Source organism: Bacillus sp. AM1(2019) (assembly GCF_009906915.1).
GTDB lineage: Bacteria > Bacillota > Bacilli > Bacillales > Bacillaceae > Bacillus > Bacillus velezensis.
In genome coordinates, this window is record NZ_CP047644.1 from 2,822,932 (window position 1) to 2,847,572 (window position 24,641).

Below are 24,641 nucleotides of genomic sequence, written 5' to 3' on the forward strand. Positions count from 1 at the left end.
AGCCTGTTCCCATTTTACTCTTCGATTGATTTTTTCCCTTTAAATTCTTTTCCTTTCCATACAAGCCACAGCTGCGCGGCGATGTAAAGAGAGGAATAAACACCCGTCAATAAACCGACCAATAAAGCGACGGAGAAGTTTGTAATTGACGATGAGCCCAAAATGAGCAGCACGACGACAACAATCACAACGGTCAAGACCGTATTGATCGAACGTGTAAAGGTTTGCTGCAAGCTCAGATTCACGATATGTTCCAGATCGGCAAATGACTTCGGCTTACGTTTTTTCATCTGCTCACGTATCCGGTCAAATGTAACGATCGTATCATTTATCGAGTAACCGATTATGGTGAGTACAGCGGCGATAAAGGTGACATCGACCTCCAGCCTGGTAATGCTGAAAAACGCGACGATAAAGAAAGCGTCATACAGCAGGGATACAATTGCGGCGATTGCCATTCTGTACTCGAAACGGATTGACACGTAAATAATGATGCCGATTGATGCAATGGCGACAGCATATAAAGCATTACGGGCCAGTTCTTTTCCGACTGTCGGCGATACCGTGCTGACGTTCGGTTCAGATCCGTATTTGTCCTTAAAGTACGTTTTGATTTCAGCGATTTTTTCTTTAGACGGCTCTCCGACAAACCGGGCCGCGGCAACATGGTTCTCTTTACCAGAAAGCACGATGTTTTCCGGCTCCATGCCGAGAGAATCAAAATCTTTTTCAACCTGCTGCGCCGTCAAAGAATGATTGCTCTGCACGTCAATCCGCGCGCCGCTTGCAAAATCGATTCCCAGGTTGAGCTTAAAGACCAGTAAGATGATAATTCCCGCAATGGTTACAGCGCTTGAGAAAATAAAGAAATATTTTCGCTTGCTCGTGAAATCCCATTTTTGGAATGCCGTATGCGGTTCAGTATTTTCATCCGTTTTTTGAATGTCCATAATATGTTTTTTCTTGACGCCGAACCAGCCTTTTTTCCGGTCAAGCCATCTGCTTTCCACGAGAAGAGAGAGCAGGAATCTTGAAAGGAAGACAGCTGTAATAAAGCTTGTCAGAATTGACAAAATCAGCATCGTCGCAAACCCTTTTACAGAGCTTGTCCCGAAAATAAAGAGTACGACCGCTGCGATGATCGTTGTGATGTTCGCATCGAAAATCGTCGCGAATGACCGTCTGTTCCCTGAACGGAAAGCTGAGCGGACGGATTTGCCGAGTTTCAGTTCTTCTTTTATCCGTTCATAGGTGATGATGTTGGCGTCAACCGCCATCCCGACACCCAAAATGAGCGCCGCAATACCCGGAAGCGTCAGCACCGCCTGCATCCAGTCAAACACTTGAAGCGTAATATACACGTATACAGAAAGCGTAATTACCGCTATGAGTCCAGGCAGTCTGTAATAAAGCAGCATAAATAAGAAAACAATTGCAATACCGATGATGCCGGCCTCTACCGTATCATGCAAAGCCTGCTGTCCGAATTGCGCCCCTACGGAAGTAGAGTATTTTTCGGTCAGTTTCACAGGCAGCGCGCCCGCGTTTAAAATATTGGCCAAGTCCTTCGCTTTTTGAACGGTGAACTGGCCTTCAATCGTGACATCCTTTGTATTTAGTTCCTGGCTCACATTCGGAGCGGATACATATTTCGGATGTTTTTTGCCGACTTCTTTTTTAAATGAATCGCCTTTTTGGTAATCAAGCCAGATCACAAGCTGATTATTAGGCGCCATTTTCTTGACTTTTTTCGTCACTTCTCCGAACTTATCCGCATCCTTCAGCTTAACGCTGACAATCGGTTCGTTCGTCGTCGGATCAAAGGTTTGCTTCGCGCCGTTTTCCACGAGATCAGAGCCGTTTAACAGCTCTTTATCATTCGTATCCCTGAACGAGAGCTGCGCTTCCGTTGACAGAATTTCGCGCGCCCTGTTCTGATTCGTGACGCCCGCCAGCTGTACGCGGATGCGGTTATTTCCTTCAATCTGAATGTTCGGCTCGCTTACGCCGAGAACGTTAGCCCGGCGGTTCAGCGCCTGCACCGTGCTGACGAGCACGTCTTTTGTGATTTTATCGCCTTTTTTGACGGGCTGCACATCGTACAGAACTTCAAACCCGCCGCGTAAATCCAATCCTAACGTAATATTATTGGCAGCCGGTTTTGTAAAATACCCCAGCCCTGTGCCGATCAATAATACGATCAGGAAAAACGCAATCAAGCGTCCTTTTTTCATTATGTATTTCCTCCTTAAACCTATGCCGTCAAATCATTATCTCAGCAGTTCATCTAAAGCTTCCTGACCCTCATCGCTTTCCAGCCAATTAGACGACTTAAAAGCTTCAACGGTTGCATAGTTCATAAAATCGCCAATTTTAACTGATAAAATATTACCGGCCAATTCATGCAGCGGCAGTTCCTTTTTCTGTTTCCACTTTTTATGTATTAAGTATGACCATAAACTCTCGTGCTCAACATCATCGTATCCGAGGATTTTGAACTCTTCAAGTTTACTGTACAAAAAAGGCCGCAAATGATCTTTGTATATTTCGGCGGGATGTTTCTCCACTGGGCGCTCGCTCCTTTTTCCATTTTTCTCGAAGACTTGTCATGCTCGGACGACATCGGCGCATATCTTTATTGTATATGATTCCAGGTAGTTTGAGAAGGCAGGGGTTTATAAAATGGCAAAACAGACTTTTTTAAGAGGCACTCTTATTCTCATCGCAGCCGGGATGATTACGAGAATGCTCGGCTTTGTCAACCGGGTGGTTATCGCCCGGTTTATCGGTGAAGAAGGGGTCGGTTTATACATGATGGCTGCCCCGACATTTTTTTTGGCCACCACTTTGACTCAATTCGGCCTCCCCGTTGCCATCAGCAAACTTGTCGCTGAAGCAAGCGCGCGGGGGGACCGGCAGAAAATGAAACACATTTTAGTGATGTCGCTTACCGTCACCGGGATATTAAGTCTCATCTTCACGCCGCTGTTTTTATGCTTTGCGCCGATTATGTCCGAAACGATGCTGACGGATCAGCGCACGGTTTACCCGCTTCTGGCGATTACGCCCGTCGTGCCGATTATCGCAATCTCCAGCGTGCTGCGCGGTTACTTTCAGGGCAGGCAGAATATGAACCCGCTGGCGTTTTCCCAAGTGCTGGAGCAGATCGTGCGGATTTCACTTGTCGCAGTCTGCACGACGGTGTTTCTGCCGTACGGGATTGAATATGCCGCAGCCGGAGCTATGATTTCGTCTGTCATCGGGGAGCTTGCCTCTCTTATTTATTTATTCATTTGTTTTAAAGCAAATAAAACAATCAGAATCAGAAAACAATTTTTCAAGTCGATTGCAAATGGAAAAGAAACCTTCCGCCAGCTGATGAGCGTGTCGCTCCCGACAACCGGAAGCCGCTTCATCGGAAATTTATCTTGGTTTTTTGAACCTATTGTCGTCGCGCAGAGCCTTGCGATTGCAGGAGTGGCCACCGCTGCCGCCACCAGCCAGTACGGGGAGCTGACCGGATTTGCCATGACGGTTTTGACGCTGCCCAGCTTTATAACCTATTCTCTGTCAACGGCGCTTGTTCCTGCGATCAGTGAAGGAATGGAGCAAAAAAAGCTGCAAGTTGTCGAATACCGTCTGGAACAGGCGATGAGGCTGTGTCTTTTAAGCGGAGGCATTTCGGTGGTTATTTTATTCTCTTTCGCTGATGAACTGATGTCCGTCATGTACGGATCAACTAATGCGGCGGTATTTGTTAAAGTGATGGCGCCGTTTTTTCTGCTTTACTATTTTCAGGGGCCCCTTCAGGCGGTGCTGCAGGCTCTCAATTTAGCCGGGGCCGCCATGATGAACAGTTTTATCGGCGCCGCTGTCAAAACCGGCCTGATTTTTGTTTTGGCGACCAGGCCTTCATTGGGCATCATGGGCGCCGCACTTGCGATTGTAACGGGGATGGTCCTTGTCACCCTGCTGCATGCGGCCACCGTAAGCAAGGTGCTTCCGATCAGCATTAAAATAAAAGAATACGCGCTCTGTTTTGCCGTTATATTCATTTGCGGTTATGTCAGCCGCATCATCAAGCACGCCGTTCATTTTTCAGGGTCAGAGGCTGTTAATCTCACAGGCTGGATTGCAATGACCGCGATTTTGTACATTGCGCTTCTTCTGTTATTCAGGCTGATTAAAAGGGAAGAGCTGATCCGGATTCCGGTCATCGGCAAGTTCGTGACGCGGTGAAACCGATTTATGGCTCCCCTTTTTCATCTTTAAGATCAATAAAAAAAGCGCCGTCCGTAAACGTGCAGAATGATATAACCGAAAGATCGCGATATCCTCTTTTTGCTAAATTTTTTTCGAGCCAGTGTTTATCTTTCCCGATTCTGTCCAGATGCTCGTTCTGAATGACCCCGTCAACGATAAGCGATGTTTCCATCTGCTTATCCTTATTAGTTTTCTTTTTGACGATCGACAGTTTGCCTGAAGACTCCAAAATGGCATATGACACGTCAGAGATTCTATCGATGTTATTCTCCCTCAGCTGCATAAGAAGATCGTCAAAATTGTAGCGCTGCGATCTCATCGCCCGTTCATCAATTTTTCCCTGTTTTATAATAATGGTGGGTTTTCCGTCAAGCAGCTGCCGTATTTTTTGGCTTTTGAGCGAAATAAAAGCAAGGCTTACTTGAATAATCATTAAAACGACAATCGGCACAATTGTATGCAAAAGCTTATCTTTTACATTTTCAATTGCCAATACGGCAATCTCGGCAATCATAATGGAGACGACAAGGTCTAAAATGCTCAGTTCTCCGATTTCCCGTTTTCCCATCAGTCTGAAAATCACAAGAATGATAAAATAAAGCACAATCGTACGAAACGTAATAATGAAAATATCTTCCATATCGCACCTCCAACGGTCATAGCATTTGCCACCGGCTCTGAATTATGTAAGAAAAGGGCTGAACATCATGCATTTACGTCTAATTCGAACATTCAGAGAATACATTTAGAAAAAGACGGGCTCCGGCTTGTCATATATCAGGCCGCAGGGCGGAGAGGAGATAAAAATGGAAGAAACGAAACAAGTGGGAAGAGGCGTCTTGTACGGCTTAGTGGCTATCTTTGCGGTGATGCTTCTTACGAGTTTGGCGATTTCGCTTTTACTGACGGTTACCTCAATGGAAGAATCATCTTTCAGCTGGCTGATCACCGCGCTTTCCTTTCTTTCTTTATTTGCGGGCGGTTTTATATCGGGCGGCAAAGCGAAGGAAAAAGGCTGGATGATCGGAGCGTTAACCGCCGTCTGTTTTTCATTAATCATCTTGCTGTTTCAATATTTAGGGTTCGGAAAAACGTTTACATCCGGTCAGCTTTTGTTTCATCTCGGCTTTTTGGGAGTCAGCATGCTGGGCGGCATTTTCGGAGTGAATTTGAAAGGAAGCAGATCAGCGTAATAAAAAAAGAGCGGATTCTCCGCTCTTTTTTTGTATGTATGAGCTTCGCTGTTATTCAGCGGAAGCTTCTCTGATTGCGCGGCGGTCAAATGTTAAACGGGTGTTATCACCTGTTTTAATGACGACCTTGCTTTCATCAATTGAATCAACAGTGCCGTGCAATCCTCCGATTGTCACCACTGTATCCCCTTTTTTCAGCTCTTCCTGCATCTGGCGTACGGCCTTCTGCTGCTTTTGCTGCGGACGGATGAGCAGGAAATAAAGCACTGCAAACATTAAAATAATAGGAACGATTGTGCCTAAAGTACCCATCTGTTTCCCTCCTTTCAAGAATGGTTTTATTTAGAAGCTTTTCGCATTTGGCTTATTATAGCCGTAACGCTCAAAGAACTCTTCTCGGAAATCACCAAGACGATCCTCCCGGATGGCTTGTCTGACCTGCTCCATTAAGTGTAACAGAAAATGAAGGTTATGGTAAGTTGTTAATCGAATTCCAAACGTTTCATTACAGCGGATCAAATGTCTGATGTAAGCGCGAGAGTAATTTTGGCATGTATGGCAGCTGCACTCTTCGTCAATCGGACGGAAATCACGCTCATATTTGGCGTTTTTCATATTCAGACGCCCTTCATTCGTAAACACCGTGCCGTTTCGGGCAATCCGGGTCGGCAGTACGCAGTCAAACATATCCACGCCGCGGATGGCGCCGTCAATTAAGGCATCCGGTGAACCCACACCCATTAAATATCTCGGCTTGTCCTTCGGTAAAAGCGGAGTTGTAAACTCAAGCACTCGGTTCATGACGTGCTTCGGCTCGCCGACAGATAATCCGCCTATGGCGTAACCCGGAAAATCAAGCGAAACCAAGTCTTTTGCACTTTGTGTCCGCAGATCTTCGTATTCTCCGCCCTGTACGATTCCGAACAGCCCCTGCTCATCTGAGCGCCCGTGCGCCTCCAGGCAGCGTTCCGCCCAGCGGCTGGTGCGTTCCACAGAGCGTTTCATGTAATCATACTCTGCCGGATACGGCGGACACTCATCAAACGCCATCATGATATCAGAGCCGAGGGCGTTTTGAATTTCCATCGCTTTTTCCGGAGATAAAAACAGTTTGTCTCCATTTAAGTGATTGCGGAAATGAACGCCTTCTTCTTCTATATTACGAAACTTGCTCAATGAAAAGACCTGAAAACCGCCGGAATCCGTTAAAATCGCACGGTCCCAGTTCATAAACTTATGAAGCCCGCCCGCTTCTTTTACAATATCGTGTCCCGGACGGAGCCATAAATGGTACGTATTGCTTAAAATAATGCCCGCATCCATAGATTTCAGCTCGTCCGGAGACATCGTCTTTACCGTAGCAAGCGTGCCGACCGGCATAAATACAGGCGTCTCAAAGGAGCCGTGGGGCGTATGAACTCTGCCCAGGCGCGCTCCCGTTTGTTTGCATTCCTTTATAAATTCATAACGTATCGGTTGTTCAGCCACTTTGTATGAGGCCTCCTGTCATTCAAATTAGATAATCAGCATGGCGTCGCCAAAGCTGAAGAAACGATATTCCTCTTCTACCGCATGACGGTAGGCGGAAAGAACATGCTCTCTGCCGGCAAGCGCAGAAACGAGCATGATAAGGGAAGATTTCGGAAGATGAAAATTGGTGATCATGCCGTCAATCGCCTTAAATTCATATCCCGGATAAATGAAGATGGACGTCCAGCCGCTTGAAGCGGTAAATACGCCGTCATGCTCGCCGGCAATGGTTTCCAGGGTGCGCGTTGATGTCGTCCCGACCGACACAATGCGCCCTCCCGCCTTTCTGACCTCGTTTAAAGAGGCGGCGGTTTCTTCCGTCATTTCATAAAATTCCGCGTGCATGTTATGCTCTTCCACATCATCCGCACTGACCGGGCGGAATGTGCCGAGTCCCACATGAAGTGTGATAAATTCAATCCGCACACCCTTTTGCTTCAGCTCGTCCAAAATCTCTTCCGTAAAATGAAGTCCGGCCGTCGGAGCTGCGGCAGATCCGATTTCTTTTGAAAAGACGGTCTGATACCGTTCTTTATCATCAAGCTGCTCTTTAATATAAGGAGGCAGCGGCATTTCACCGAGTGATTCAAGCACTTCGTAAAAAATCCCGTCATACCGGAATTTTATTTTTCTGCCTCCGTGATCAAGCTCCTCCGTGCAGACCGCTGTCAGCCGGCCGTCGCCGAATGTCAGGACCGTTCCTTTTTTTACGCGTTTCGCCGGCTTTACGAGCGTTTCCCATGTATCATTTTCTTCCTGTTTTAATAACAGAAGCTCCACTTTCGCCCCCGTATCTTCTTTTGTGCCGAATAATCTTGCAGGCAGCACACGGGTATTGTTCAAGACGAGGCAATCCCCTTCATTAAAAAAGCTTACAATCTCTTTAAATGAACTGTCCGTCAGCCCGCCCGTCTGTTTGTTGAGCACCATCAGCCGCGATGCGTCACGCTCTCTCAGCGGCACTTGGGCAATGAGGCGTTCAGGCAGTTCAAAATCAAATAAATCGACTTTCATCATTTCACCTTTATTCTGTCTATTGTTATTTCATTCTGCCGAAAAAATTAAGCAGAATGGATAGTATCACACTGATCACAATACAAGTGACAACGGGAAAGAAAAATGTAACATTTCCCTTCTTAACGAAAATATCTCCGGGCAGCCTTCCGACAAAGTGCCAGACTGCGCCGGCAATAAGCAAAACGGCACCGAGAACCATGAGAACCTTCGGAAAGTCAGTCACGGGCGGGCGCCTCCAATCGAAAATGTTCATACACAGCCGGAGTCACGACCCGTCCCCTCGGCGTCCTCTGGAGAAATCCGATCTGCAGCAGATACGGTTCGTACACATCCTCTATTGTATGAGGTTCTTCGCCGATTGTCGCGGAAATCGTATCAAGGCCGACTGGACCGCCGCTGAATTTTTCGATCATGCCCATCAGCAGCTTATGGTCGATATGGTCAAGGCCGAGCGCATCGACTTGAAGACGTTCGAGCGCGTCGTGAGCGATTTCTTCCGTGATGCGGCTGTCGCCGAGCACCTGGGCAAAATCCCTCACCCTTCTGAGAAGCCGGTTTGCAACCCGCGGCGTTCCCCTTGACCGTCTGGCGATTTCCAGAGCCGGGGCTTCTTCGATATCCACTTCAAAAACGTCAGCCGTTCTTGACACGATATCTGTCAGCTCTTCCTGCGTATAGTATTCAAGGCGCGACAGCACCCCGAACCGGTCTCTGAGCGGTGCGGTCAATAATCCGACCCTTGTCGTCGCTCCTACAAGCGTAAAAGGGGGAAGGTCGAGACGGACGGAGCGGGCGGACGGGCCTTTTCCGATGACGATATCAAGGCAGAAATCCTCCATCGCCGGGTACAGCACTTCCTCAATTGAGCGGTTCAGCCTGTGAATTTCGTCAATAAACAGCACATCCCCTGGTTCGAGCGCCGTCAAAATGGCTGCCAAATCTCCCGGTCTTTCGATGGCGGGGCCTGACGTCGTCCGCATCTCCACACCCATCTCATTGGCCACGATAGACGCAAGCGTTGTTTTCCCGAGACCCGGAGGCCCGTATAAAAGAACGTGGTCCAGCGTTTCCTGCCTCATTTTCGCCGCATCGATAAACACGCGCAGATTTTCTTTCACCTTCTTTTGGCCGATATACTGGGCGAGATTCTGCGGCCTGAGGCTTTGCTCGATTATTGATTCATGGCTGTCTGCTTCACTTGAAACGAGCCGTTCATCCATGAACATCACCTTACTTTAATAATTTTTGCAATGCTTTTTTCACATATTGATCTGTTGAGAGCGCTGTTTCCTCTTTTAAGTGAGGAAGCACTTTTTTAATTTCTTTTTCGGCGTAGCCGAGAACCCGGAGCGCTTCAAGCGCCTCGTCAAGCGCCGTTTCAGCCTCTTGTTTTTCAATGCGCGCTTCATGATTGAACAGGTTGTCAATCATTTCAGGCACGACGTCGGCCAGTTTGCCTTTCAAATCAAGAATAATCTGCCGCGCCGTTTTTTTGCCCACACCCGGAAATTTCACCAAAAAGGCTTCATCTTCCTGTTCGATCGCTTCGATGACGGCTCCGGGGTCACCGGAACCGAGGATGGCGAGCGCCCCTTTCGGCCCGATGCCGGTGACGTTCAGCAGCTTTGTGAAAAGCGCTTTTTCTTCCCGGGTTGAAAAACCGTACAAAGAAAAGGCATCTTCTTTTATATGATGATACGTAAAAATGGTCTCTTGATTGCTTACCTTATAAATAAACGGATTCGGAGTGAAGACCTGATAGCCGATTCCGCCGTTTTCAATCACGATGTATTGGGGAGATACATAATCAATCGTCCCCTTCACGAATTCAATCACACCTATTCACCTCTTTGACTGCTTATCATTGTAACACAAAAACAGCCAAAGTCTTATAGAAAAGTTAACGTATGTTCGCTTTGACACCTTCCATTCAGAAAAAAAAGACATGTGTCACATGTCTTGCCTCAAAGTCAGCCGCTGTAAGTCTTAATATGATCGATCACGCTCTCAAACTCCGCTTTTGTCCTGTACGGTATGCCGTGTTCCAAGTGCTTTTGCAATCGGCTTTCCAGTCTTTCTATATCAATCTGGAAGAAAGATTGAATCGGCTCGGCCAGCGATCCGGGACGGCCGTGAAAAGTGGAGATGACGCCTCCGTCCGTGACGCCGATATAACCGTTAACCTTACTGAGCGGAGAAATGTCATCAACATGCTTACGGAAAAGGACGAAGCCTTTTTTCTGCTCAACGAGCGTCCAGCCCGCATATGCGGCCCAAAAATCCTCCATCGCCAAAACGGTTTCATCCGTATGTTCGATGCCGACATCACCGTCCAGATAGACCTTTTCCAGCTGGACGTGCACCCGAAGCGGCCCGTAATGCTCGACCTCCGCCCCGTATGCGCCTTTTCCTCCGCAAATCAGGACTGCAGACGATAAGATAAGCATAAACAATAGACGAGCACCGTAAAATCGTTTCACCAATAACACCTCTTTATTCAATCAAACTCTTGATGCTAGTTTGACCAAAGATGCCGGTGCTTAATCGTTTTCTTTCATTTGTCTTTCAGCCGAAAAAAAGCAGCTCTCTAAATGAGGGCTGCTGCGATGATTATGCCCGGCCGGCTGAAATCAGTTTCATTTGTCCGGGCGTCAGTTTGAGCCGGTATCCCCTTACGGTCAGATACACAGTTTTTGCTCCGCGGCTTTTGTCATGCTCCGTTTTTTTCATTCCGGCCCCTCCGTTACGTTTTATTACTTTTATGTTAACACCGCAACATAAAGAGCGTTTTAAGAATATGTAAAGAAATGATGAAGCTTTATCCATAAAAATACTGCCGGATGAAATCATCCGGCAGTCCCGTTTAACGGCTGTTTCTGTTCATGTCTTGCAGCTTTGTAAAAGTAGCGTTGTCGGTAAACACTTGAATTGTACGGCCGTCCGCGAATTTTTTGGCCGCATGTTTGACATGTTTATCATCATTTTTCGTAAAAGGATGATTTGTTCTGACGGCAATGACGACTCTCGTGTCAGTCACGATGACCTGACTATCCTGTACGCCTTTTACTTTTTTCACGCGGTTTGCAACTTTTGCCGCCAACCTGATGTTTTCAGCGTTGTCATACCCATTATAAGACATTGCTGCCGGCGGCGTATTGACATTTCGGCCGTTATATGTGCCGTCCGTCGTTAACGGAACCCCGTCATTAGGGGCGTACTGGTCGGACACGTTTGTCGTATTTTGACGGCCGTTTCGGTTTTCCATCATTTCAGAAACGGGTCCTTGATGGTCCATTCCGTACTGGCCTCTGCCGTTACCATTATCATTCGAATAATATCCGACCGGACGTGTTGACTGATTGTAGCGTCCGTCATTCATGGCATTATTTGCTCCGCATGCCGTTAAGCTTGCTGTCACGGCTAAAACGCCCGCGATCGTCATCAGTTTTTTACCCAATGGAAAAACCCCCCGTGGATTCATCGCTGTTTGAGCGTTTTCCGCTCATGTTTAGGATGCGCGGCGGGCGGCGGGTTTAAGCTTGTCAGTTATGTCCATTCCTCAGTTGGACATAAAAAAAGGAACGACATACATCGTCCCGAAACATTAATCTTCTTCTTCCTCCGGCCGTCCGAATACTTGATTTGGACTCGGCTGATTCGGCGCGACATTGGGATTTGCTCCGCCGTAAGGCATAAAATATCCGGCATTTGCGCCCATATTCGGATATGGCTGCACAGGCATATTTGCGTGATGATGATGTGAACCGTGGTGGTGATGGTGGTGGTGATGTGAATCATGGCAGCCGCAATCATCATCCTTATATTTTCCATCATGATGAGGGGCGTGTGCGTAATGTGACGAATATCCGCCGTAATACGGCATTTGACCGTAAGGAGCACCGCCGAAACCAGATGCAGAACCATCATAATGCTCTGCATTTTCATGGGCCTGATTTTCATATTCACCGTAACCCGCATGCGGCCCAAATCCCGGATGATGGAATCCGTACGGTAACGGCATCGGCATGACCGGAAAGCCTCCGAAACCTCCTCCAAAACCGCCGAAACCTCCGCCTACCGGGAAGCACGGATGGCATAATCCAGAACCCGGCAGCATCGGTGTCACCGGAACCGGACAAGGACAAGGCATGCACGGCATCGGGTAATGCATAAAAGGCGGTTCAACGGCCGGCATATTCGGAAACGGGACATTCGGAATGTTTGGCATGTTCGGCAGATGATAAGCGGCGTTTTCTTCTTCCATCTTTCCGGCTTCAGGCGCCTTTGGCATATTCGGGTAATTCGCGTTTTCCATGTTGATCATTTCCTCCTGTTGTGGAATGTTATTGTCATGCTCTTTTTCTTTCGGCTCGACAAAATGTGTCACCGGTTCCTCCGGCTTAGGAGGCGACCACGGCTGAAACAGCTGATTGGACGGGTAATATTGGTTCATATCAGCTTCCGGCAGCACATTTTCATGCTTTTCAGGGATTGGCGGCACATATGGAATCGACGGCTTTGGTTCTTCCGGTATGGTGTCTTCAATGTCCACAACTGATTTCGGTTTTTCTTTGGCATATGGATGCTCATGCTTATGCGCAGACGTTCCGAAGCCGGCCTTAGGTTCTTTTCTGACCGGAACGGCTTCTGAAGGCACCTTTATCTTCATTCCAGGCATAATTAAGTCTGGATTGCTAAGCTGATGATTCAGTTTTTTTAACTCTTCAAGATCAACTCCGTATTTTTCAGCTATTTTCCAGAGCGAATCGCCTTTTTGAACGATATGAATTTTCAACGTTTTCCCCTCCTATGCACAAAACGTGAACGGTACATTTGTCATTACAATACGTTTCTTCACACTATATGCCGATGGACTGGGCATGATGATAAAAAATTTGGGAAGGAGGGGAAATTTTTATAACTACGTATGACTCAGCATTCTGTTCAAAGCACGAAGCGCTTCTGTCCGAACCGCTTCCGGAACTTTAATGACACCCTTCAGCTCGCCTTTTTCAAGCTGCTCAAGCGACCACAATAAATGCGGCAGATCGATTCTGTTCATTGTCAGACACGGACACATATCGGGATTCAATGATTCAATCTGTTTATCCGGATGCGATTGAATGAGGCGCTGAACAAGATTCATTTCCGTTCCGATCGCCCACTTGCTTCCCGGTTCAGCCTGTTCAATCGTATCAATAATGTATTTGGTAGACCCGCTGTCGTCACTGAGCGAGACCACTTCCCTCGAACATTCCGGATGAACGATAATGCGGATGCCGGAATCCCGCTGCCGCAGCTGAGAAATATTTTCCGCTGTGAACTTTTCGTGTACGGAGCAATGCCCTTTCCAAAGGATGACTTTAATGTTTTCCGGATGGTCAGTAAGCAATCGGTTCTGCCCCGGGTCCCATACAGCCATTTCTGTCAGCGGAATGCCGAGATCATAGGCTGTATTTCTGCCTAAATGCTGATCCGGCAAAAATAAAATTCTCTCTTTTTGTTTAAAAGCCCATTTCAGCACACTCCGGGCATTCGAAGAGGTGACGGTCGCTCCTCCGTGCCGTCCGACGAATGCTTTAATTTCCGCCGTCGAGTTAACATATGTTAACGGAATGATGGTGTTACCGTACAGTTCTTGAAGCTCTTGCCATGCTTTGTCCGTCTGCTGAATATCTGCCATATCAGCCATCGAGCATCCGGCGCGCATATCGGGCAAAATGACGGTTTGGTTATCATCAGTCAGCATATCAGCGGTTTCCGCCATAAAATGCACGCCGCAAAACACAATATATTCCGCCTCTTTATTTTTTTCTGCCACTTGAGCAAGCTGCAGGGAGTCACCTGCCGTATCGGCGAATTGTATTACTTCGTCTTTTTGATAGTGATGCCCCGGAATGAACAGGCGCTTTCCGAAATCCCGTTTAATGGCAGCGACCCGCTTCTCCATTTCTCCGGTGCTCATGTCTTTATAATGGCTCGGCATCATTTCGGCTGATGCAGTTAACACGTCAAAAATAGACATCTTAAAAATCCCCCTGTTCCGCAGCCTCAACATCCATGCTGATGTCGGCGCTTTTTACTGAATGAGTCAGAAATCCGAGTGAAATATATTGGACGCCCGTTCCTTTATAAGCGGGCAATGTGTCGAGCGTTATGCCTCCAGATGCTTCCGTTTTGATATGGCCCGGTGTCATGCCTGCAAAACGCCGGACGGACTCAGGCGGACAGTTGTCAAACATAATAACGTCTGCGCCCGCTTCTATTGCCTCGAGCAGCTGCTGTTCGGATTCGATTTCGACTTCAACCGCAAGCATCTGCCCCGCCGTTTTTCTTGCCCGCTCCACGGCCGCCTTTATCGATCCGCAGGCGGCAATATGATTATCTTTTATCATGATGCCGTCATATAAGCCGAAGCGATGATTAAAGCCGCCTCCGACCCGAACGGCGTATTTTTCCAGCATTCTGAGCCCGGGTGTCGTTTTTCTCGTATCACAAATCTTAATGGACGGATCATCAAGACGCCTTTTGGCCTCATCCGTCATTGTCGCAACGCCTGACATTCTTTGTAAGAGATTCAGAATGACCCGCTCCCCCGTAAGAAGAGCCGCCGCCTGGCCTTCCATTTCAGCGAGCACGTCTCCTTTTTTCATCCGTTCTCCGTCTTTTTTCAGGGAGCGGATGCGGATATCATCGTGTAAAAGCTTCCATCCTTCACGGATAACGGCTTCTCCGGCAAACACGCCATCTGTTTTTGCGATGATTCGCGCTTTACATTGCTGATCAGAAAAAATCGCTTGTGACGTCGCATCACCCGTTCCGATATCTTCCTGAAAAAAATGAGTCAGCATTTGTTTCAGCTGCAGAATGTCCATAGTTCCCCAATCCTTTCGTTTTTTCTGATAACTGTTCCAGATGTTGAATGAATGATTTGTTTTCCGTGCCACTCTTTCTCCGTCCCGGGAAAATCAGCGCGAAAATGAGCGCCCCTGCTTTCTTCCCGAATAAGGGCTGAGGTCACAACAAGTTGCGCAGTCTTCCATAGGCAGGATAGCTCGGCTTGTTCTATTGTGATATCCTTCACATTTATATGACGCACAGATACGTTGTTAAGCCAGGATGCCAGCGCCTGCATGTTTTCTTTTTCCCTGACGATGCCCGCTCCGGTTGTCATTTTGGCTTGGAGCACATGAAGCGTTGTGTCCGGCACTTCTAAGATGACGTCAAATTTCTTCGGGGTTTTTTTATATCTTCCGTTTAACGGTGTTTGAATGATATGTTCAGCACATCGTTGCCCGCTTGCCAGCGCTTCCAGCAGTGAGTTGCTCGCAAGGCGGTTCGCCCCGTGCAATCCTGTGCAGGCGGTCTCGCCTATGGCGTACAAATCAGGCACGGATGTTTTCCCCCATGTATCGGCTTTTACTCCGCCCATTAAAAAATGCATTCCGGGTGCTACGGGAATTCCGCTTTCAAGATCAACACCGGCTGTTTGACAAATTTCTGTTATGGTCGGAAAACGTTTCTTAAAATCGGCTATTCGGCTGCAATTTATAAAAACAGGATTTTCTTTCATCATTTCTTCATAAATCGCCCGTGAAACCACATCCCGGGGCGCCAAATCTTCTAGTGCGTGTCTGCCAGCCATGATCCTGCGCCCGAAGCGATCCGCTAAATATCCTCCTTCTCCTCTCACTGCTTCAGAAATCAGGCCGTACACAGTCCCGTTTTTCACAAGGAGGGTCGGGTGGAACTGGGTGAACTCCATATCCGTGATCTCAGCTCCAGCGCGGAAGGCAAGAGCGATGCCGTCTCCCGTTATGGCGGAATCATTTGTGTGATATTGGTACAGACTGCCGCAGCCGCCTGATGCAAGCACTACACAATCCGCTCTTCTGTAAGAAACAGTCCCTGAAGCATCCTTTACGGCAACGCCTGCGCATCGTCCGTGTTCAATCAGCAGATCAACAACCGTCTCGTGTTCAATGATCCGTATGCCGTCCCTCAGCTGCTGAACCAGAAACTCAACCAACATCCGTCCGGTCGCATCTCCCCCGGCGTGCAGAATCCTCCTTTTGGAATGAGCGCCTTCCCTGCCGAGACAAAACGTTCCGTCCGACTTCGTATCAAAAGGGAAATGGCCTTCTATCAGCCTGTTTATCATGCTCTGTCCGCTTTTCAGCAAATGCCGCACGGCTGTCACGTCATTGTGTCCGCATCCCGCATACAGTGTATCGTTCACATGGGATTCTAAAGAGTCATCTTTTGCGTATGAAACAGCAATCCCGCCTTGAGCATAATGCGAATTGCTGTTCGTTACGTTTCTCTTTGTGATGACGGTCACTTGGTATGACGGAGGAAATGAGGAAGCACAGGCAAGGGCCGCCGTCCCGGAACCAATGACGATAATTGTTTTTTCAGACATACATCATCCTCCTGTTATATTTACACATGTCTTGACACCTATATTTACACAACGATAAAATAAACTCAAGCTTTTTTTAACATAAACGGATAGGAGACGGGCTGTATGATTTATCTTGATTACGCGGCGGGAGCGCCTTTAAGCAAAGAAGCCGCAAAAGTCTTTCAGCATCTCAGCACAGAGGTATACGGCAATGCAAGCAGCCTTCATGACGCCGGAGGAAGAGCGGCGGACGTGCTGGAATATTGCAGACATTCTGCAGGAAAATTGATCGGCGGAGCGGCAGACGGCATTTACTTTACAAGCGGCGGAACGGAAGCGAACATCCTGGCCGTCCAATCATTGCTGCACGGTCTGCCCGATCACAAAAAACATTTTATTACGACCGCAATGGAACACCATTCGATCCATAATGCTGCGGCGTTTTTAGCTGATCGGGGAATTGATATCACCATCATATATCCCGACGAAAACGGCCTTATAACCGAGGACATACTGGCGGCTCATATCCGTCCTGACACGGGGCTCGTTTCCATACAGCACGCCAATTCAGAAACCGGCCTCATCCAGCCTGTGAATCGTCTGGCCGCTTTTCTTCACCAGAGAAACATTTTGCTGCATTGCGATTGTGTTCAAAGTTTCGGCAAACTGCCGATTGATGCGGATCAGGCGGGAATCGACGCCCTTTCCGTCTCCGGTCATAAAGTATACGGCCCGAAAGGCACCGGGGCTGTTTACATTCGGCCCGGTGTCAGCTGGAACCCGGTTTATCCGCATACCGTGCATGAAAACGGGTTCAGGCCCGGTACGGTGAATGTGCCGGCCATCGGCGCTTTTACCGCTGCTGCGGAGTATGCAGTGAAACATATGGAGGAACACCGTGAGCATGCTGACAGGCTGAGGAATTATTTGTATGACCAAATTCGGCGTCAAGGCCTCCCCATTTCATTTTCAGAGGAAGAAACCGGCGGTGAATGCCTGCCCCACATTGTCGGGTGTTTTTTTCACTCCTTTGAAGGACAATATATTATGTTAGAATGTAATCGTAACGATATTTGCATCTCAACCGGGAGCGCATGTTCCGCCGGCAGCCACGGCCCTTCTTCAGCTATGAAGGCGCTGAGAAAAACCGAACGGGAAGCGCGGCAGTTTTTCCGGATCTCATTCGGAAACGAAACAACATGTGAACAGCTCGATATGCTGATACATACATTTACGGCGCTATGGGAGCAAAAGAAAGGAGAATCAGCAATTTGACAGAAGGAACGAAGCTTACTGGGGAGAAAAGACGCGACATGCTGCTTCATTGGCTGAAAGAAGCCGGCTCGCCATTAACAGGAGGCGAATTGGCCAAAAAAGCAAATGTCTCAAGACAGGTGATCGTGCAGGACATATCGCTCTTGAAAGCAAAAAACGAGCCGATCATCGCGACGAGCCAAGGCTACTTATACATCAGCATGAATGCCGGCGGTGAAAAAAACGCCGAACGGATTGTCGCCTGTCTGCACGGCCCGGAGCGGACGGAAGAAGAGCTTGAACTCATTGTCGATGAAGGCGTCACCATAAAGGACGTCATTATTGAACACCCCGTATACGGCGATTTAACCGCCGCCATAAGAGTCAGCACACGGAAAGAAGTCAAACAATTCATGGATCACATTAACTCGACAAATGCCGCTTACCTTTCACAGCTGACCGGAGGCGTGCACCTCCATACGTTAAGCGCCCCGACAAAAGAGCGGATTGACCAAGCCTGCCAAGCGCTGGACGACGCGGGTATTTTAATAAAAGATTAAAAAAAAGCCCCCTGAAGGGCTTTTTTTATATCGAATAGGATTGATATGTTCCCAGAAGCTTGACCCGGCAGCCGAGGGCTTCCATCTCTTGAACGGCACCGGGAATGAGAACCTGATCCATCGCCTGTTCAATATCAATAATAAAGAAATAGTTGCCGAGACCCGTTTTTGTCGGGCGCGATTCGATCTTTGATAAATTCAGGTTTCTCCATGAAAAAGCGGACAGCACCCTGTGCAGCGCACCTGATTGGTCATCTTGAGGAAGCGTTACCATCATCGTCGTTTTCGGCCGTGAAGACAGTTTCGCATTCACTTCGAATGAGACGTCTTTTTCAGGCGAAAGAATGACAAATCTCGTGTGGTTGTCCTGATAATCCTGAATATCCCGCTTCACGATGCTCAATCCGTATGTAGCGGCGGCCATTTCATTTGCAATCACGCCGATCGGAAGGTCCGAATGCTCACTGACATACTTGGCAGCCGCACCTGTTGACTTCGCATACTCATAAGGAACGGACGAAAAATGCCGGTGAAGAAATTTGTGGCATTGCGCAATCGCATGGGAATGAGAATAAATTTTCTCAAGCTTTTTCCACTCATTTTCTCTCGAAGGGTGAACGAGCAGATGCTGGTGAATCGGCAGCGTCATTTCCCCCACGATCGCAAGAGGCTGCTCATGAATCAAATAGTCAATCGTTAAGTTAACCGAGCCCTCCAGCGCGTTTTCCAAAGGAACAAATGCAAGATCAACTTCTCCCGCAACCGCCGCATCCATGCATGCCGGTATTGTTTGATAAGGTGCTTGTGTCACGCTGTTTTGAAAGCAGGAACTGACTGCTAGATGTGTAAATGTGGCTTCTGGCCCTAAATAACCGACTTTCATGTCTCTTCTCTCCTTACGCGCCTGACCCTAAGATCTCAACTTTTTCTATAAAATCAAATTTTCTCAGTTTATTCATTAACGTATGAATGTTTTCTTCCATTGCGGACGTACTGATTGAGAGCGTGACATTCGCCCTGCCCTGAAGCGGAATCGTCTGGTGAATGGAAAGCACGTTGCTTCCTGAGTCAGCCACCGCCTGCAAAAGCTGAGATAACGCGCCTGACCGATCCTCCAAATGAAAGAAAAGTGTGATTATTTGTTCTTTAACCATCGTGTAAAAAGGGAAAACCGCATCTCGGTATTTGTAAAAAGCGCTTCTGCTTAAATCAACTTTCTGCACGGCATCTGCAACCGATTCAGCCTTTTTTCTATCGAGCAGCTTTTTGACTTCAAGGGTTTTCCGCATCGCATCAGGCAGAACGTCTTCACGCACTAAATAAAATGTCTCTTCTTTCACCTGCACCCCTCCCTTTTACATCAGAGAGCCTGCATTGCAAGCTCTCCGTTTTTTTAATCAATAAATTCAAATTCAAATTCCAGAAGCCGGATGATATCGCCGTCTTTAGCACCGCGTTCTCTGAGCGCTTCATCAACGCCCATACCGCGCATCTGTCTTGCAAAACGCTTGACGGATTCGTCACGGGAGAAGTCAGTCATTTTAAAGAGGCGTTCCAGGCTGTCACCTGAAAGCACAAACGCACCGTCCGGATCACGGGTAATGTTAAATGGAATTTCTTCGTCTTCCATCGTGTACATTACGCGGTTTTCCGCCAGTTCTTCTTCATCATACAGCGGGAATTCAGGCGTTGTTTCCAGCTGGTTGGCGACTTCAAACAGAAGATCGCGGAGCCCTTCTCTCGTCACCGCGCTGATCGGGAAGACAGGGTGATCATCCTGAAGCTTTTCTTTAAACGCTTTAAGATTTTCAGCCGCCTCGGGCATGTCCATTTTATTCGCAACGATAATTTGCGGACGCTCCGTCAGCCGCAGATTATATTCACTGAGCTCCTGATTAATGGTCACATAATCCTCATACGGATCACGGCCTTCCATCGCTGACATGTCAATGACATGAACGATGACACGCGTCCGTTCGATATGGCGGAGAAATTGGTGGCCTAAGCCGACTCCTTCGTGCGCTCCTTCAATCAAACCGGGCAGATCCGCCATGACGAAGCTTCTTCCGTCATCCGTTTCCACCATGCCCAGATTCGGAACAAGCGTTGTAAAATGATAATCGGCAATTTTCGGCTTTGCCGATGAAACGACAGACAGAAGCGTAGATTTTCCGACGCTCGGGAAGCCGACGAGACCTACGTCTGCAAGCACTTTCAGTTCAAGCACGATATAGCGCTCTTTTCCGGGCTCTCCGTGCTCTGACAGCTGCGGTGCCGGGTTGGCCGGTGTTGCAAAGCGGGTATTCCCGCGTCCGCCGCGTCCGCCTTTCGCGATGACGGCGCGCTGCCCGTGCTCAGTCAGATCGGCAATGACCTGTTTTGTATCGTCATCCGTTACGACTGTGCCGGGCGGAACTTTAACAACCATATCGTCCGCATTTCTGCCGTGCTGGTTTTTAGACATGCCGTGTTCGCCGCGTATCGCTTTGAAATGCCGCTGGTACCGGAAGTCCATGAGCGTGCGCAGTCCTTCATCAACCTCAAAAACGACGTCGCCTCCATTACCTCCGTCACCGCCGGCAGGCCCGCCTTTCGGCACATATTTTTCACGGCGGAACGCAACCATTCCGTTACCGCCGTCGCCGCCTTTTACATATACTTTCACCTGATCTACAAACATAATATCCTCCGTTCTAAACCGTAAAAAACCGCTAGTTCATTCCAATTTCGGCCACACATTCATGGCCGGTCAGCTCAAATTGCATGACATCAAAGTCCTCATACCGGGATTTGCGAAATTCATCAAACACATCTGCATTTGCAATCGTTCCATGAAAATCGAGATATACAATAAGCTGTCTGTCAGGGTGATCCGTCTGCAGCGATACGGTCAGATGATTTTCACTTTCATTGTTTACCGCCAGACCGAACAGATGAAACAGTTTTCTCATCAGGTTCGACAGCTTTTGATCATATGCCGATAAATCTTTAATTTCTCCGAGCACTTCGTATTCGAGCCTCATATAACGGGACTTCCAATTAAATGTAAGAAAGTCAAACGCCAAGTGCGGGGTTTTCAGGTTTGAGAGCTTTGATTCGTGCTTTGCATCTATGACCATTTCGTCAATAATTTCAACGACCCTGTCATACTTCTGCAAACTTAAGTTTCCTTTTATCAGCTGCAGCTTATTCATCCAATCATGACGGAAATGGCCCATTAATTGGATCAGCTCATTGATCAGAGCCGCATCGCTTACAGGTTCTTCTTGTTTCTTCGATACATCCTTCATTTTCGCACTCCCAATCGTTTAATTTCTTTTTAGGAGTCTTGATAAGTGTGTACTATGAATTATAACAGAGAAGGCTTTGTTAAAAAAACACTTGTTTTTCCTGGTTCATCATGTTCCTTTTTCGGATCGCATACAATGCGGATGCCAGGCAGAAACATTTTTGGTATCACTGCTTGGGGAACATATCCAGTGGGTATGGGAAGCTGATGTCCTCATTCAAGGCGGGGTTCACTCACGCATCCTCTGCTTTTCATTCTTGATGTTACTCCGCTTACTGCAAAAAAAACTCCAGTCAACGACCGGAGTTTTTTGTGTCATTATTGAGCTACAGGATATACGCTCACTTTTTTGCGGTCACGGCCGAAACGTTCGAATTTAACAGTTCCGTCGATTTTAGCAAAAAGAGTGTCATCTCCTCCGCGGCCCACGTTTTCACCTGGGTAGATTTTCGTTCCGCGTTGACGGTAAAGGATAGATCCGCCTGTTACGAATTGACCGTCTGCACGTTTAGCGCCTAAACGTTTAGATTCAGAGTCACGTCCGTTCTTTGTAGAACCTACACCTTTTTTAGAAGCGAAAAACTGAAGATCTAATCTAAGCATGTAACTCACCTCCTATATTTGGTTTGCAGTCAACCGTAAGTGTTCACTGTAATCCCGCTCGATCGTTTCAAGAGAAACAATCATGCCTTCAATCAGCAGCTGCGCTTTTTGCAAAGCTTCCTGATCAGCGGCTTCAGGGAATTCAAAGTAGAAATAACCCCCGTCCTCGCCTATATCAAGAATCGGTTCGAGAGGAGCCAGCGCGATAACCGCATTGACCGCTCCGAAAACGACAGCCGTGACCCCGGCGCATACGAGATCTCGTCCATGTTCAGCAAAATCGGCATGTCCCGTCATTTCAAAGGACAAAATGCCCCCGTCATTCCGGGATCTTCGAATTGTTGCCTCTATCATGCTTACGCGTTGATTTTTTCGATTGTCAATTTAGTATAAGGCTGACGATGACCTTGTTTTTTATGAACATTTTTCTTTGGCTTGTAACGGAAAACAGTGATTTTTTTCGCACGGCCTTGTTTTTCAACTTTAGCTGTAACTGTCGCGCCTGCAACTGTTGGGTTGCCGACTTTCACGCTGTCTCCGCCAACAAACAATACGTCTTCAAACGTCACTGTTTCACCTGCTTCAGCAGCAAGTTTTTCGATGTAAACAGTTTGACCTTCTTCAACTTTGATTTGTTTTCCGCCTGTTTTAATGATTGCGTACATTCTCTGCACCTCCTATTAGACTAAGACTCGCCAGCAACAGGGGGCTTTAAAGCTCTTATCACCTGTCCCGAGCGGTTGTAGCATTGGTGCTACATCCATAACATTAAAAAATATATCAGAACCAAAAGGATATGTCAATCTATTTCTAGTAAGGCAGCAGCAGGTCTTCCATAGAGGAATCTGTCCGTTTATCGGCAAAATACGCATGAAGCACTTCATTTTCATCGAGCTGGCTGAGCTTTTCGCCGGCTTTTTCAACGATAATGGGGTGCTTGCATCCCCGTTTGAATTCGGCCATGACATGCTTTACTTTGGCATCGGCCGCGACCGTCAAAGGATGCAGCATGGCGACATCGCGGTTTTTGCCGTAGTATCTCTCCAAAAGAAACCTCAGCTGAATATAATGCCGCTTCCGGTATTCATCCCATAAAGAAGCGGCGAGAAAGACGAACAGCACCCATGCGCTGACCTGAAGGGGGACTGCCAGCACAATCCAGCAGCAGAGCAAAAGCGCGGAAACGGCCGATGTCTGCAGGCTGAGGAGATGCGCTTTTTGAAAAGCCATTTGTTTAGAGAAGTATAAAAACACGAACTTTCCGCCGTCAAGCGGCCAGATCGGCAAAAGATTGATGAAAAGAATGGAGAGATTATAAAAGGTAAACATCTCAAATGTCTGCTCACTTGCAAAGCCTGACATGAAAAAGAGCCAGGCTGCCGCCTGAAGCCACACATGCTGAAGCGGGCCCGCCAGGATGACCGCGAATTCCTCTTTAAGCGGCCGGTTTCCGTGCTCCTCCACCTCAACCGTCCCGCCGAAAGGGAGCAGAAAGATGCGTTTAATGCGCCACGAAAAAAACACAGCCAGAGCAGCATGCCCCAGCTCATGAACGGATACGACCAGCAAAAGACACAGCAGCGCTTTGATGTGCCCCGTCATAAGACCAAGCCCCATGATAATCCAAAGAAAAGGATGGACATGAATTTTAAAAAGGAGGATGAGCCATTTATTCATCAAATGTGATCACCTGGATCGGATCTATGAATTTATCGCCATCCTGGATCGCGAAATAGTACTGGCCTTTACTTTTATCGTTAAGCTTGATCGAACCGATCTTTTTCCCTTTATCGACAAAGTCGTACAATGAAACGTTAACATCTTTTAGCCGGCCGTAAATGCTGCTGGTATTGTCGGCGTGCTGCACCTTCACCGTCAGCCCTGTTTTTTTATCTTTGCTCACTTCCATAATGTAGCCTTCTTTTACGCTGTCAATGGCTTCGCTGGCGGTTTCGACGACGACGCCTTCTCCGTTATTTTGAAAGTCCTGCTGGATTTTCCCCGCGGCAGGAACGGCCATATCCTGACTGACCGCCACCTGACCGTCCTTCTTTTTCGTTCCCGGCGTAAGAAAAGCGAGCGGATTTCCGAAGGAAGATACGAACCAATTGCTTACGGCAGCAAACTGAAATTCTTTTTGAAAGGTTTGTGCGATCGCCGGTTTGATCTGACTCAGCGGCTGTTTGTCAGTTTTATAGGCAATAGCGGAGATCAGTACGAGACAGGCGGCCAGCAGGCATTTTAAAATAATAGAATGAGCACTGATCAATGGATGCCGTCCGTTAAATTCGGGCGGGTGTTCCGTTTGATATTCGTAGTCCGGAAGAAGTTTGTGCTTTTCCTGCTCCTTGACCGTTTGCCACGTGGGAAAATTCTGCGTTTGGGCGTTTTGAACGAAAGTCCGTTTTGATTCAGGCCGCTGTTTTCTTCTTTTGGCCAGTCTTTTTCTAATTTCATCAGCTCTGTGACTCATCGCCATCATCCTTTGCAATCGTTGGGTTTGTACATCCTATGTCTTGTCCATTGCA

Annotated in this window: 29 protein-coding genes and 1 other annotated feature; of the genes, 4 read left to right on the plus strand and 25 right to left on the minus strand. The window is 47.7% G+C overall.

Going from position 1 to position 24,641, the window contains the following annotated elements; translation table 11 throughout:
* Positions 1-14: 14 nt before the first annotated feature.
* Both secDF and GNE05_RS13890 read right to left on the minus strand, forming a co-directional pair.
* On the minus strand, positions 15-2,234 hold the full coding sequence (gene secDF / locus GNE05_RS13885; protein WP_022552888.1) for a protein translocase subunit SecDF: 2,220 nt from the start codon (positions 2,232-2,234) through the stop codon (positions 15-17).
* A 36-nt stretch (positions 2,235-2,270) separates the two neighbouring features.
* On the minus strand, positions 2,271-2,567 hold the full coding sequence (locus tag GNE05_RS13890) for a post-transcriptional regulator (protein WP_021494385.1): 297 nt from the start codon (positions 2,565-2,567) through the stop codon (positions 2,271-2,273).
* A gap of 115 nt (positions 2,568-2,682) precedes the next feature.
* Here GNE05_RS13890 and spoVB point away from each other — a divergent pair, with 115 nt between their 5' ends.
* Positions 2,683-4,239 carry a stage V sporulation protein B gene (spoVB, locus tag GNE05_RS13895; RefSeq protein WP_007408188.1) on the plus strand — a complete coding sequence of 519 codons (1,557 nt, stop codon included), beginning with the start codon at positions 2,683-2,685 and terminating at the stop codon, positions 4,237-4,239.
* A gap of 7 nt (positions 4,240-4,246) precedes the next feature.
* Here spoVB and GNE05_RS13900 read toward each other — a convergent pair whose 3' ends face one another.
* On the minus strand, positions 4,247-4,903 hold the full coding sequence (locus GNE05_RS13900; RefSeq protein ID WP_095061077.1) for a DUF421 domain-containing protein: 657 nt from the start codon (positions 4,901-4,903) through the stop codon (positions 4,247-4,249).
* Between the two features lie 166 nt (positions 4,904-5,069).
* On the opposite strand from GNE05_RS13900, the gene GNE05_RS13905 reads away from it, so the two are divergent.
* Positions 5,070-5,456: a TIGR04086 family membrane protein gene (locus tag GNE05_RS13905; protein ID WP_003152697.1), complete on the plus strand. Its 387-nt coding sequence runs from the start codon at positions 5,070-5,072 to the stop codon at positions 5,454-5,456.
* A 51-nt stretch (positions 5,457-5,507) separates the two neighbouring features.
* Here the strand turns inward: GNE05_RS13905 and yajC are convergent, their stop codons facing one another.
* The 13 genes from yajC to nadB form a co-directional block, all read right to left on the minus strand.
* Positions 5,508-5,768 (minus strand): preprotein translocase subunit YajC, encoded by a 261-nt coding sequence (yajC, locus tag GNE05_RS13910; RefSeq protein WP_007408187.1) that lies wholly within the window; start codon positions 5,766-5,768, stop codon positions 5,508-5,510.
* A gap of 30 nt (positions 5,769-5,798) precedes the next feature.
* Complete coding sequence (gene tgt, locus GNE05_RS13915) at positions 5,799-6,944, minus strand: tRNA guanosine(34) transglycosylase Tgt (protein ID WP_014305500.1); 1,146 nt, start codon at positions 6,942-6,944, stop codon at positions 5,799-5,801.
* 27 nt (positions 6,945-6,971) lie between these two features.
* Complete coding sequence (gene queA / locus GNE05_RS13920; RefSeq protein ID WP_100261919.1) at positions 6,972-8,000, minus strand: tRNA preQ1(34) S-adenosylmethionine ribosyltransferase-isomerase QueA; 1,029 nt, start codon at positions 7,998-8,000, stop codon at positions 6,972-6,974.
* 25 nt (positions 8,001-8,025) lie between these two features.
* Positions 8,026-8,226 (minus strand): DUF2905 domain-containing protein, encoded by a 201-nt coding sequence (locus GNE05_RS13925; protein WP_003152687.1) that lies wholly within the window; start codon positions 8,224-8,226, stop codon positions 8,026-8,028.
* The gene (ruvB, locus tag GNE05_RS13930) at positions 8,219-9,223 is read right to left on the minus strand and encodes a Holliday junction branch migration DNA helicase RuvB (RefSeq protein ID WP_003152685.1); all 1,005 of its coding nucleotides are present in this window, start codon (positions 9,221-9,223) and stop codon (positions 8,219-8,221) included. The genes GNE05_RS13925 and ruvB overlap by 8 nt, the downstream gene beginning before the upstream one ends.
* A 10-nt stretch (positions 9,224-9,233) precedes the next feature.
* Entirely contained in the window at positions 9,234-9,839 is a 606-nt protein-coding gene (gene ruvA, locus GNE05_RS13935) for a Holliday junction branch migration protein RuvA (protein WP_003152683.1), read from the minus strand.
* A 134-nt stretch (positions 9,840-9,973) separates the two neighbouring features.
* A complete protein-coding gene (locus GNE05_RS13940; protein WP_127069593.1) occupies positions 9,974-10,483 on the minus strand; it encodes an intercompartmental signaling factor BofC in 510 nt (169 codons plus the stop codon).
* A gap of 130 nt (positions 10,484-10,613) precedes the next feature.
* Entirely contained in the window at positions 10,614-10,733 is a 120-nt protein-coding gene (locus GNE05_RS21540) for a hypothetical protein (RefSeq protein WP_007612850.1), read from the minus strand.
* A gap of 133 nt (positions 10,734-10,866) precedes the next feature.
* The gene (locus GNE05_RS13950) at positions 10,867-11,460 is read right to left on the minus strand and encodes a YhcN/YlaJ family sporulation lipoprotein (RefSeq protein WP_038461552.1); all 594 of its coding nucleotides are present in this window, start codon (positions 11,458-11,460) and stop codon (positions 10,867-10,869) included.
* A 147-nt stretch (positions 11,461-11,607) separates the two neighbouring features.
* Complete coding sequence (gene safA, locus GNE05_RS13955) at positions 11,608-12,798, minus strand: spore coat assembly protein SafA (RefSeq protein ID WP_160182896.1); 1,191 nt, start codon at positions 12,796-12,798, stop codon at positions 11,608-11,610.
* 126 nt (positions 12,799-12,924) lie between these two features.
* The gene (gene nadA, locus GNE05_RS13960) at positions 12,925-14,028 is read right to left on the minus strand and encodes a quinolinate synthase NadA (RefSeq protein ID WP_014418538.1); all 1,104 of its coding nucleotides are present in this window, start codon (positions 14,026-14,028) and stop codon (positions 12,925-12,927) included.
* Between the two features lies 1 nt (position 14,029).
* Positions 14,030-14,878: a carboxylating nicotinate-nucleotide diphosphorylase gene (gene nadC, locus GNE05_RS13965; RefSeq protein ID WP_021494389.1), complete on the minus strand. Its 849-nt coding sequence runs from the start codon at positions 14,876-14,878 to the stop codon at positions 14,030-14,032.
* Complete coding sequence (gene nadB / locus GNE05_RS13970; RefSeq protein ID WP_053573157.1) at positions 14,860-16,425, minus strand: L-aspartate oxidase; 1,566 nt, start codon at positions 16,423-16,425, stop codon at positions 14,860-14,862. The genes nadC and nadB overlap by 19 nt, the downstream gene beginning before the upstream one ends.
* A gap of 105 nt (positions 16,426-16,530) precedes the next feature.
* On the opposite strand from nadB, the gene GNE05_RS13975 reads away from it, so the two are divergent.
* Both GNE05_RS13975 and GNE05_RS13980 read left to right on the plus strand, forming a co-directional pair.
* Positions 16,531-17,682, plus strand: coding sequence for an IscS subfamily cysteine desulfurase (locus GNE05_RS13975; RefSeq protein ID WP_159354428.1), 1,152 nt, complete (start codon positions 16,531-16,533; stop codon positions 17,680-17,682).
* A complete protein-coding gene (locus GNE05_RS13980; RefSeq protein ID WP_014418541.1) occupies positions 17,679-18,221 on the plus strand; it encodes a transcription repressor NadR in 543 nt (180 codons plus the stop codon). The genes GNE05_RS13975 and GNE05_RS13980 overlap by 4 nt, the downstream gene beginning before the upstream one ends.
* Positions 18,222-18,246: 25 nt before the next feature.
* Here the strand turns inward: GNE05_RS13980 and pheA are convergent, their stop codons facing one another.
* The 9 genes from pheA to GNE05_RS14025 form a co-directional block, all read right to left on the minus strand.
* Positions 18,247-19,104, minus strand: a complete 858-nt coding sequence (gene pheA / locus GNE05_RS13985) for a prephenate dehydratase (protein ID WP_003152668.1) — start codon at positions 19,102-19,104, stop codon at positions 18,247-18,249.
* 13 nt (positions 19,105-19,117) lie between these two features.
* Positions 19,118-19,561 carry a transcriptional regulator ThrR gene (gene thrR, locus GNE05_RS13990; RefSeq protein WP_007408173.1) on the minus strand — a complete coding sequence of 148 codons (444 nt, stop codon included), beginning with the start codon at positions 19,559-19,561 and terminating at the stop codon, positions 19,118-19,120.
* 53 nt (positions 19,562-19,614) lie between these two features.
* Positions 19,615-20,901 carry a GTPase ObgE gene (gene obgE, locus GNE05_RS13995; protein ID WP_007408172.1) on the minus strand — a complete coding sequence of 429 codons (1,287 nt, stop codon included), beginning with the start codon at positions 20,899-20,901 and terminating at the stop codon, positions 19,615-19,617.
* A 31-nt stretch (positions 20,902-20,932) separates the two neighbouring features.
* Complete coding sequence (locus tag GNE05_RS14000; protein WP_014418543.1) at positions 20,933-21,511, minus strand: sporulation initiation phosphotransferase B; 579 nt, start codon at positions 21,509-21,511, stop codon at positions 20,933-20,935.
* A gap of 317 nt (positions 21,512-21,828) precedes the next feature.
* Positions 21,829-22,113 (minus strand): 50S ribosomal protein L27, encoded by a 285-nt coding sequence (rpmA, locus tag GNE05_RS14005; RefSeq protein WP_003152662.1) that lies wholly within the window; start codon positions 22,111-22,113, stop codon positions 21,829-21,831.
* A 12-nt stretch (positions 22,114-22,125) separates the two neighbouring features.
* Positions 22,126-22,467: a ribosomal-processing cysteine protease Prp gene (locus tag GNE05_RS14010; RefSeq protein WP_012118103.1), complete on the minus strand. Its 342-nt coding sequence runs from the start codon at positions 22,465-22,467 to the stop codon at positions 22,126-22,128.
* A gap of 2 nt (positions 22,468-22,469) precedes the next feature.
* Positions 22,470-22,778: a 50S ribosomal protein L21 gene (gene rplU / locus GNE05_RS14015; protein ID WP_003152660.1), complete on the minus strand. Its 309-nt coding sequence runs from the start codon at positions 22,776-22,778 to the stop codon at positions 22,470-22,472.
* 13 nt (positions 22,779-22,791) lie between these two features.
* Positions 22,792-22,865: a sequence feature (ribosomal protein L21 leader region), on the minus strand.
* A 58-nt stretch (positions 22,866-22,923) separates the two neighbouring features.
* On the minus strand, positions 22,924-23,790 hold the full coding sequence (locus GNE05_RS14020) for a M50 family metallopeptidase (RefSeq protein WP_007408169.1): 867 nt from the start codon (positions 23,788-23,790) through the stop codon (positions 22,924-22,926).
* Entirely contained in the window at positions 23,783-24,586 is an 804-nt protein-coding gene (locus GNE05_RS14025) for a M23 family metallopeptidase (RefSeq protein ID WP_080130327.1), read from the minus strand. Before GNE05_RS14025 ends, GNE05_RS14020 begins: the two co-directional genes overlap by 8 nt.
* Between the last annotated feature and the right edge of the window lie 55 nt (positions 24,587-24,641).

Excerpts from the sequence above, each read along its gene's own strand:
- nadB (WP_053573157.1), bottom strand. The coding sequence starts at position 16,425 with ATGTCTGAAAAAACAATTATCGTCATTGGTTCCGGGACGGCGGCCCTT.
- GNE05_RS14025 (WP_080130327.1), bottom strand. The coding sequence starts at position 24,586 with ATGAGTCACAGAGCTGATGAAATTAGAAAAAGACTGGCCAAAAGAAGA.
- rplU (WP_003152660.1), bottom strand. The coding sequence starts at position 22,778 with ATGTACGCAATCATTAAAACAGGCGGAAAACAAATCAAAGTTGAAGAA.
- obgE (WP_007408172.1), bottom strand. The coding sequence starts at position 20,901 with ATGTTTGTAGATCAGGTGAAAGTATATGTAAAAGGCGGCGACGGCGGT.
- ruvB (WP_003152685.1), bottom strand. The coding sequence starts at position 9,223 with ATGGATGAACGGCTCGTTTCAAGTGAAGCAGACAGCCATGAATCAATA.
- GNE05_RS21540 (WP_007612850.1), bottom strand. The coding sequence starts at position 10,733 with ATGAAAAAAACGGAGCATGACAAAAGCCGCGGAGCAAAAACTGTGTAT.
- GNE05_RS14020 (WP_007408169.1), bottom strand. The coding sequence starts at position 23,790 with ATGAATAAATGGCTCATCCTCCTTTTTAAAATTCATGTCCATCCTTTT.
- nadA (WP_014418538.1), bottom strand. The coding sequence starts at position 14,028 with ATGTCTATTTTTGACGTGTTAACTGCATCAGCCGAAATGATGCCGAGC.
- nadC (WP_021494389.1), bottom strand. The coding sequence starts at position 14,878 with ATGGACATTCTGCAGCTGAAACAAATGCTGACTCATTTTTTTCAGGAA.
- spoVB (WP_007408188.1), top strand. The coding sequence starts at position 2,683 with ATGGCAAAACAGACTTTTTTAAGAGGCACTCTTATTCTCATCGCAGCC.
- pheA (WP_003152668.1), bottom strand. The coding sequence starts at position 19,104 with ATGAAAGTCGGTTATTTAGGGCCAGAAGCCACATTTACACATCTAGCA.
- rpmA (WP_003152662.1), bottom strand. The coding sequence starts at position 22,113 with ATGCTTAGATTAGATCTTCAGTTTTTCGCTTCTAAAAAAGGTGTAGGT.
- GNE05_RS14000 (WP_014418543.1), bottom strand. The coding sequence starts at position 21,511 with ATGAAGGATGTATCGAAGAAACAAGAAGAACCTGTAAGCGATGCGGCT.
- GNE05_RS13900 (WP_095061077.1), bottom strand. The coding sequence starts at position 4,903 with ATGGAAGATATTTTCATTATTACGTTTCGTACGATTGTGCTTTATTTT.
- GNE05_RS13975 (WP_159354428.1), top strand. The coding sequence starts at position 16,531 with ATGATTTATCTTGATTACGCGGCGGGAGCGCCTTTAAGCAAAGAAGCC.
- yajC (WP_007408187.1), bottom strand. The coding sequence starts at position 5,768 with ATGGGTACTTTAGGCACAATCGTTCCTATTATTTTAATGTTTGCAGTG.
- GNE05_RS14010 (WP_012118103.1), bottom strand. The coding sequence starts at position 22,467 with ATGATAGAGGCAACAATTCGAAGATCCCGGAATGACGGGGGCATTTTG.
- queA (WP_100261919.1), bottom strand. The coding sequence starts at position 8,000 with ATGAAAGTCGATTTATTTGATTTTGAACTGCCTGAACGCCTCATTGCC.
- secDF (WP_022552888.1), bottom strand. The coding sequence starts at position 2,234 with ATGAAAAAAGGACGCTTGATTGCGTTTTTCCTGATCGTATTATTGATC.
- GNE05_RS13905 (WP_003152697.1), top strand. The coding sequence starts at position 5,070 with ATGGAAGAAACGAAACAAGTGGGAAGAGGCGTCTTGTACGGCTTAGTG.